The organism is Sphingomonas sp. 66-10 (genome assembly GCF_001897045.1).
GTDB classification, from domain to species: Bacteria; Pseudomonadota; Alphaproteobacteria; order Sphingomonadales; family Sphingomonadaceae; genus Sphingomonas; species Sphingomonas lycopersici.
In genome coordinates this window covers 42,285-49,982 of record NZ_MKRR01000160.1, presented here as the reverse complement: position 1 = coordinate 49,982, position 7,698 = coordinate 42,285, and the positions used below count along the sequence as shown (strand labels likewise).

8 protein-coding genes and 2 pseudogenes are annotated in these 7,698 nt (G+C 68.5%); all 10 read left to right on the top strand.

What is annotated here, in order from left to right:
- Nucleotides 1–180, top strand: a pseudogene (locus BGN95_RS25005) (succinyl-CoA--3-ketoacid-CoA transferase); the annotation flags it as partial.
- A gap of 215 nt (nt 181–395) precedes the next feature.
- Nucleotides 396–1,826, top strand: coding sequence for a 3-isopropylmalate dehydratase large subunit (gene leuC, locus BGN95_RS25000; RefSeq protein ID WP_286774362.1), 1,431 nt, complete (start codon nt 396–398; stop codon nt 1,824–1,826).
- 252 nt (nt 1,827–2,078) lie between these two features.
- On the top strand, nt 2,079–2,672 hold the full coding sequence (gene leuD / locus BGN95_RS24995) for a 3-isopropylmalate dehydratase small subunit (protein ID WP_179513361.1): 594 nt from the start codon (nt 2,079–2,081) through the stop codon (nt 2,670–2,672).
- 194 nt (nt 2,673–2,866) lie between these two features.
- Nucleotides 2,867–3,868: an NADPH:quinone oxidoreductase family protein gene (locus BGN95_RS24990; RefSeq protein ID WP_286774361.1), complete on the top strand. Its 1,002-nt coding sequence runs from the start codon at nt 2,867–2,869 to the stop codon at nt 3,866–3,868.
- Between the two features lie 210 nt (nt 3,869–4,078).
- Entirely contained in the window at nt 4,079–4,402 is a 324-nt protein-coding gene (locus BGN95_RS24985; RefSeq protein WP_179513363.1) for a DUF1476 domain-containing protein, read from the top strand.
- A 1-nt stretch (nt 4,403) separates the two neighbouring features.
- Complete coding sequence (locus BGN95_RS24980) at nt 4,404–4,637, top strand: BolA/IbaG family iron-sulfur metabolism protein (RefSeq protein ID WP_179513364.1); 234 nt, start codon at nt 4,404–4,406, stop codon at nt 4,635–4,637.
- A gap of 29 nt (nt 4,638–4,666) precedes the next feature.
- Nucleotides 4,667–4,993 (top strand): Grx4 family monothiol glutaredoxin, encoded by a 327-nt coding sequence (gene grxD, locus BGN95_RS24975; protein WP_179513365.1) that lies wholly within the window; start codon nt 4,667–4,669, stop codon nt 4,991–4,993.
- A 345-nt stretch (nt 4,994–5,338) separates the two neighbouring features.
- Nucleotides 5,339–5,707: a BlaI/MecI/CopY family transcriptional regulator gene (locus tag BGN95_RS24970; RefSeq protein WP_179513366.1), complete on the top strand. Its 369-nt coding sequence runs from the start codon at nt 5,339–5,341 to the stop codon at nt 5,705–5,707.
- Nucleotides 5,704–7,335 (top strand): M56 family metallopeptidase, encoded by a 1,632-nt coding sequence (locus tag BGN95_RS24965; protein ID WP_286774360.1) that lies wholly within the window; start codon nt 5,704–5,706, stop codon nt 7,333–7,335. Before BGN95_RS24970 ends, BGN95_RS24965 begins: the two co-directional genes overlap by 4 nt.
- A gap of 166 nt (nt 7,336–7,501) precedes the next feature.
- Nucleotides 7,502–7,698: pseudogene (locus tag BGN95_RS24960) on the top strand (MBL fold metallo-hydrolase); the annotation flags it as partial.

The following is a 7,698-nucleotide window of genomic DNA, read 5'->3' as shown; positions in this document are numbered from 1 at the left end:
AAGTTCATCCCCGCCTGCACGCTGCCGCTGACCGGGAAGAATGTGGTCGATATGATCATCACCGATCTCGCGGTGTTCCAGCGCGACGGCCAGGGCGCACCGTTCCGGCTGGTCGAGCTCGCCGACGGGGTGAGTGCGGAGGAAGTTGCGGCGAAGACGACCGCGAAATACGTGGCTTAATCCTTCTCGTTTCCCTCCCTTGAGCAAGGGAGGGGGCGGGGGCGGGTTGGCCGGCGAGGATACCGGCGCGCGCGCTTCATACCCGCCCCACCCCAGCCCCTCCCTTCACGAGGGAGGGGAGCAGGGCTCGCGTAATTTCATTACACCATAAGCATAAAAACCGGACGATCATGACGTTGCCCTGAAGCGATTAGGCTTCTAAGGCGTCTCGCACCATGGCCACTCGCCCGCTCACGCTCTACGAAAAGGTCTGGAACGCGCACGTCGTCGAACGGCGCGACGACGGGACCTGCCTGATCTATATCGATCGCCACCTCGTTCATGAGGTCACCAGCCCGCAGGCGTTCGAGGGGCTTCGCGCCGCCGGCCGCAAGGTGCGCCGGCCCGATCTGACGCTCGCCGTCCCCGATCACAACCTGCCGACCACCCCGCGGGTCGACGCGAACGGGCGCGAGCTGCCGATCGCCGACCCGGAAAGCGCGACCCAGCTCGCCGCGCTGCGCCACAATGTCGCGGAATTCGGCGTTCCCTATATCGACGCGCTCGCGCCCGCGCAGGGCATCGTCCATGTCGTCGGCCCCGAACAGGGCTTCACCCTGCCCGGTACGACGGTGGTGTGCGGCGACAGCCACACCTCGGCGCACGGCGCGCTCGGCGCTTTGGCGTTCGGGATCGGCACCAGCGAGGTCGAGCATGTCCTCGCCACCCAGACGCTGCTGCTATCGCAATCCAAGACGATGGAAGTCCGCGTCGACGGCACGCTCGGCTTCGGGGTCAGCCCGAAGGACGTGATCCTCGCGATCATCGGGCGGATCGGCGCGGCCGGCGGCACCGGCTATGTCATCGAATATACCGGCGATGTGATCCGCGCGATGTCGCTCGAAGGGCGGCTGACCGTCGCCAACATGTCGATCGAGGGCGGCGCGCGCGCCGGGATGATCGCGCCCGACGATACGACCTTCGCCTATCTCAAGGGCCGCGCGATGGCGCCGACCGGCGCCGATTGGGACAAAGCGGTCGATTGGTGGCGCTCGCTCGCCACCGACGCCGGGGCGGTGTATGACAAAAGCGTCGTGCTCGCCGCGAGCGATATCGCGCCGGGCCTCACCTGGGGCACCAGCCCGGAGGATGTCGTGCCGATCACCGGCGTCGTTCCCGATCCCGAAAGCTTCGCCGATCCGTCCAAACAGGCGGCGGCGCGCAAGTCGCTCGACTATATGGGGCTCGCCCCGGGGACGCGGATGCAGGACGTCGCGATCCAGCATGTCTTCATCGGCAGCTGCACCAACAGCCGGATCGAGGATCTGCGCGCGGCGGCAGCGGTGGCCGACGGGCGGCACGTCGCAAACGGGGTGCGCGCGATGGTCGTCCCCGGCTCGGGGCTGGTCAAGCAGCAGGCCGAGGCCGAGGGGCTCGACCGGATCTTCACCGCGGCGGGGTTCGAATGGCGCGAGCCGGGCTGCTCGATGTGCCTCGCGATGAACCCGGACAAGGTGCCGGCGGGCGAGCGCTGCGCGTCGACCAGCAACCGCAATTTCGTCGGGCGGCAGGGGCCGGGTGCGCGCACCCACCTCGTCTCGCCCGCAATGGCGGCGGCGGCGGCGGTGAGCGGGCGGCTGACCGACGTGCGCGAGTTGATCGGTTGAGAGAGGGGAGGGCGCGATGAAGAACGTGCTGGTGTTGCTGGTCGTCGGATCGCTGCTGAGCGGGGTCGCCGCTTATGCCGCGATCGCCAAGACCGCCGGGGCGACCAAGGAAAAGACGGCGACGCGTTGAATTCACGGCACCGGCCCGCTCCCGTACCCGACCTCCCACTCGGTTTATCCTTGATGGAAGGTCGGGTGGGGAGCGGGCCGGCGCCGCCGAACAAGAACGCGCACGCGTAGTGGAGTGATGTAATGGAAGCCGTGACGAGCGTTTCCGGCCGCGCCTATCCGTGGGGCCAGAAGAACGTCGATACCGATGTGATCATCCCGGCGCATTGGCTCAAGACGATCACCCGCGCCGGGCTGGGTCGCGGCGCGTTCGAAACGGTGCGCGCGGTGCCGGGCAATGTGTTCGACGACCCCGCTTATGCCGGCGCGCCGATCCTGATCGCGGGGGACAATTTCGGCTGCGGGTCGAGCCGCGAGCATGCCGCCTGGGCGCTCAACGACCTGGGGATCAAGGCGGTGATCGCGCCGAGCTTCTCCGACATCTTCTCGGGCAATGCGTTCAAGAACGGCATCGTCACCGTCGTGCTGCCGCAGGAGGCGATCGACCGGCTGATCGAGGTCGCCAAGACCGATCCGATCTCGGTCGATCTCGAACATATGACGGTGACCACGCCGTTCCAGGACCGGTTCGAATTCTCGCTCGACCCGTTCCGCCGCGAATGCCTGATGCACGGGCTCGACGAGATCGGGCTGACGCTGGAGCGCGACGAAGCGATCACGCGCTACGAGGCCGAGATCGACGGCGCGCGTCCGTGGGTGAGCCAGCGGGCGGCGTAAGTGAAAACTCCCCTCCCCTTCAGGGGAGGGGCGGGGGGTGGGGCGATGTCTCACCGAGACCGTCCGCCCATAACTCCCGACTCCCCCACCCCAAACCCCTCCCCTGAAGGGGAGGGGCTTTAAAGGGTCTGGACGCGCCGCGCCGCGCGCTGCAAGACGATACCGTTAATTCGAAAAAGAGCGAAGGAGCGGACATGCGCGCATTGCTGTCGACCGCGATCGGCGGACCCGAAACCCTGACAATCGGCGAATTGCCCGAACCGACGCCTAAGCCGGGCGAGGTGGTGGTCGCGGTGAAGGCGTGCGCGGTCAACTATCCCGACGTGCTGGTGATCGAGGACAAATATCAGTTCAAGCCGCCGCGGCCGTTCGCGCCGGGCGGCGAGGCATCGGGGGTGGTGATCAGCGTCGGCGAGGGCGTCTCGGCGTTCAAGCCCGGCGATCGCGTGATGGGCAATAGCGGGATGGGCGCGATGGCCGAGCGCGTCGCGTTCCGCGAAGCCGCGCTCTATCCGCTCCCGGCCGAGCGCAGCTTCGAGGAAGGCGCCTCGATGCTGCTCACCTACGGAACGACGATCCACGCTTTGGTCGATCGCGGGCATATCAAGGCGGGCGATTCGCTGCTGGTGCTCGGCGCCGCGGGCGGTGTCGGGCTCGCCGCGGTCGAGCTGGGCAAGGCGCTCGGCGCGCGGGTGGTCGGTGCGGTCTCCTCGGAGGAAAAGGCGCAAGCGGTGCGCGACGCCGGGGCGGACGACGTGCTGATCTATGGCCGCGGGCCGTTTTCCAAGGAGGAATCGAAGGCGCTGGCGGATGCGTTCAAGGCCAAGGCGGGGCCGGACGGCTTCAACCTCGTCTATGACGCGGTCGGCGGCGATTATGCCGAGCCCGCGCTGCGCTCGATCGCATGGGAGGGACGCTATCTGGTGATCGGCTTCCCGGCGGGCATCCCGCGGCTGCCGCTCAACCTGACTTTGCTCAAGAGCTGCGACGTGTGCGGGGTGTTCTGGGGGGCCTTCGCCGCGCGCGACCCGCAGGCCAACCGCGCCAATATCGCGCGGCTGTTCGAGCTATGGGCGGCGGGCAAGATCGCGCCCAAGGTGACCGGGGTGTTCCCGCTCGAACAGGGCGGCGAGGCGATCGCCCGGCTCGGCCGGCGCGACGCGATCGGCAAGCTCGTGGTGCGGGTGGCGGAATAGCCGTGACCCGCTGCTCCCCTCCCTGGTGAAGGGAGGGGCTGGGGGTGGGTGGGTATGAGAGGCACCGATCCGCTTCCTCGCAGGCCAACCCAACCCCGACCCCCCTCTTGTTCAAGGGAGGGGAGAAAGAGGGGCTACGCGCCGATAACCCCCCGTTGCGCGGGAGGCGCGCGCTCTCTATCTCCATCCGGAGTTAGATTGGGAGCAGACATGACCACGTTCGACGATCGCGAGCGCGCTTTCGAGACCAAGTTCGCGCGGGATGAGGAACTGGCGTTCCGCATCGTCGCGCGCCGCAACCGTCTGCTCGGGCAATGGGCGGCGGAGCTGATGAAGCTCACCCCCGCCGAGGCCGATGCCTATGCCAAGACGGTGGTCCACGCCGATCTCGAAGAGGCGGGCGACGACGATGTGGTGCGCAAGGTGCTCGGCGATCTCACCTCGGCCGGGGTCGAGGCCGACGAGGCCGCGGTGCGCCGCGCGCTCGACGAGCAGACCGTCGAGGCGCGCCGCCAGCTGATGGAAGCGCAATAACATGCCGATGGCGGCCGACGATATCGCCGCGCTGATCCGTGAAGGCATTCCCGATGCGGCGGTGGAGATCACCGATCTCGCGGGCGACGGCGATCATTATGCCGCGCGCGTTACCAGCGCCTCGTTCGCGGGGATGACGCGGGTCAAGCAGCATCAGGCGGTCTATGCCGCGCTCGGCGGGCGGATGGGCGGCGTGCTCCACGCCTTGCAGCTTACCACTGCCGTTCCGAAATAACGGCTTACAGATAGTTTGAGGAACCGGCGATGACCGAAGATGTCCAGGCCCGCATCGATGCGGTGGTGAAGAACAATCCCGTCGTGCTGTTCATGAAGGGCAGCCCGTTGTTCCCGCAATGCGGCTTTTCGAGCCGCGCGGTGGCGATCCTCCAGCATCTGGGCGTCGCGTTCGAAAGCGTCGACGTGCTGCAGGATCAGGGCGTGCGCCAGGGGATCAAGGCCTATTCGGACTGGCCGACGATCCCGCAGCTCTATGTCGGCGGCGAATTCGTCGGCGGATCGGACATCATGATGGAGATGTACGAATCCGGCGAACTGGCCGAGCTGGTCCAGGGCTATGCCAAGGCCGAATAACGGGTGAGGGCGGGGCGTCGCGAACGACGCACCCGCCCTGCTGAAGCGTGACTTACGCTTGGTGTACGATACGCGATGCAGCGCGCGTGCCAGCCGGGCCGACCGGCGGCAAACCTAGCGATACGCTGGTTAACGATGCTTTATCATGAGCGTCGGGTGTAAAATATTCCGACAGAATTCGTTATTCCCGCGAAGGCGGGAATCCATTCTGGCTGACCTCGCGAGTCTCTCCGCGACCTGTGCGAATGGATTCCCGCCTTTGCGGGAATGACGTGAATCCTGATCTTGACCACGGCTGTAATCGGTGCAATTACAGCCGTAGTCATTAGAAGAGGATGTCGAGTCGTGGCGGAACGGATCAGCGATGCCGAACATGCCGTGATGGAGGTGTTGTGGGATGAATCCCCGCTCACCGCGCAGGAGGTGGCCGAGCGTGTCGGCCCCGATCGCGGGTGGAGCGTCAACACCGTCAAGACCTTGCTCGGCCGGCTGCTCGCCAAGAGCGCGGTCGCGCATGAGGAGGACGGCCGGCGCTATCTCTACCGTCCGGCGGTGCAGCGCGGCGATTACGTCTCGGGCGAATCGCGGCGGCTGATCGATCGGCTGTTCGGCGGCAAGCTCACCCCGCTCGTCGCGCATCTCGCCGAGCGCGACCAATTGTCGGCGCAGGATATCGCCGAGATCGAAGCGCTGCTGAAGGCGCTCAAACAATGATCGCCTGGGCGGTGGAGGCGTTGCTCGCCTCGGCCCTGCTGATCGCCCTCGTGCTGGCGATCCGCATCCCCGTGCGCCGCGCGTTCGGCGCGCCCGTCGCTTATGCCCTGTGGCTGCTGCCCGTGCTGCGGCTGCTCCTGCCGCCGTTGCCGACGACGTTGCGCGACGGCGTGGTGCCGCCGCTCGCCGCGCCGCTCCACGATATGGGGCGCGAGATGTCGGTGATGATCCTGCCGGCGACGGATACGCCCGCGGCGGCGACGCATTCGCTGGCGGCGCTGCTCGGCGCGGGGTTCGTGCTGTTGTGGGGCGTCGGGGCGCTTGCGGTGATCGGCTGGCAGTTCGTCACCTATCGGCGCTTCCGCCGCCGGCTGCTTGCCGCCGCGACCCCGCTCGACCGGATCGACGGGGTGACGATCGTCGCGAGCCCCGCCGCCGCCGGGCCGCTCGCCTTCGGGGTGACGCGGCGCTTCGTCGCCTTTCCGCGCGATTTCGCCGGGCGCTACGATGCGGGCGAACGCGAACTCGCGCTGGCGCACGAGCTCGGGCATCACGCGCGCGGCGATCTGATCGCCAATTGGGTCGCGCTGGCGGTGCTCGCGCTGCACTGGTTCAACCCGCTGGCATGGTTCGCCTTCCGCGCCTATCGCGCCGATCAGGAAATGGCCAATGACGCGCGCGTCCTCGCCGGGCGCAGCGCGAGCGAGCGCCACGCTTATGCCTGCGCGATCGTCAAGGCGGCGCACGGCGGGGCGATCGCCGCGGCGTGCCATCTTCATACGGTCGACGATCTCAAGGGGCGGCTGCGGATGCTCGCTACCCCCGCCACCCGCGCGCGGCTGCTCGCCGGGGGCGTCGGGGTGGTGGCATTGGGCGCCGCCGCGCTCGGGCTGACCGCGACCGGCACCGCCGCCGCGGAACAGATGCGCGCGCGGATGGAGCGCGCCACCGGGATCGATATCGACGCGATCAAGCCGAGCGCGCTGCTCCGCCCGCCGCCCCCGGTGACGCCCGAGGCGCAGCCGGCGCCCGCCGCCACCCCCGCGCCGGGCGAGCGTCGCAACCGCGTCGTCGTCCACAATGACGGCGAGACCCATGTCTATGAGGGCGCGGACGCCGACGCCTATCGCGCGGCGCATCCCGTGCCGGTGCCTCCCGTCCCGCCGGTGCCGCCGGCGCCGCATGTCGAGGTGATCGCCCCGGTGCCGCCGGTACCGCCTGTGCCGCCGATGCATTTCGACCGCGAGGCGGCGCGTGCCGATCGCGAAGCCGCACGCGCCGAGCGCGCGGCGGCGCGGGCGATGCGCGCGGCGCCGGTCGTCTCGTCGCAGAATTGCGGCGAGGGCAGCGAGATGACGATGCACGCCGCCGTCGACGGGCGGAACGTCACCGTGATCTGCCGCGATCGTATCGCGCATGCCGGCGACGCGGCGCGGCAGGCGGCGAGGATCGACGCCGCCGAGGCCCGGCGCAACGCGCTGCGCAGCGCGATCGCCGGTCTGCGTGCGTCCCGCGCGTCGCTCGCGGCGAATGCCTCGATGCCCGAGGAAGGGCGGCGCGCGGCGATCGCCAGCATCGATCGCAGCATCGCGCGGATGGAGCATAATATCCCCGACCCGGATCAGTGATCGTAAAGCCCCTCCCCTTCAGGGGAGGGGTTGGGGTGGGGGAGTCACGGGGGAGAGGTCTCGGTGAGATCCCTGCCCCTCCCCCGTCCCCTCCCCCGAAGGGGAGAAGAGAGTTTCCCACCGCTTTCGCTTGCCTTCGCCGTCGCCAGTCGCCATCTCGCGGGGCATGGACGAGCCACCGACCGGCATCGCGATCGCGCTCGAACCGCTCGTAACGCGGGTTCTGGCGCCCAATCCGTCGCCCTATACCTTCACCGGCACGCAGACGCATATCGTCGGCACGCGCGATGTCGCGGTGATCGATCCCGGCCCGGCGGACGCGGCGCATCACGCCGCCTTGCTCGTCGCGATCGCCGGGCGGCC

Bases quoted from the DNA above. Each gene is read 5' to 3' on its own strand.
- leuC (WP_286774362.1), top strand. From the start codon at position 396: ATGGCCACTCGCCCGCTCACGCTCTACGAAAAGGTCTGGAACGCGCAC.
- leuD (WP_179513361.1), top strand. From the start codon at position 2,079: ATGGAAGCCGTGACGAGCGTTTCCGGCCGCGCCTATCCGTGGGGCCAG.
- BGN95_RS24990 (WP_286774361.1), top strand. From the start codon at position 2,867: ATGCGCGCATTGCTGTCGACCGCGATCGGCGGACCCGAAACCCTGACA.
- BGN95_RS24985 (WP_179513363.1), top strand. From the start codon at position 4,079: ATGACCACGTTCGACGATCGCGAGCGCGCTTTCGAGACCAAGTTCGCG.
- BGN95_RS24980 (WP_179513364.1), top strand. From the start codon at position 4,404: ATGCCGATGGCGGCCGACGATATCGCCGCGCTGATCCGTGAAGGCATT.
- grxD (WP_179513365.1), top strand. From the start codon at position 4,667: ATGACCGAAGATGTCCAGGCCCGCATCGATGCGGTGGTGAAGAACAAT.
- BGN95_RS24965 (WP_286774360.1), top strand. From the start codon at position 5,704: ATGATCGCCTGGGCGGTGGAGGCGTTGCTCGCCTCGGCCCTGCTGATC.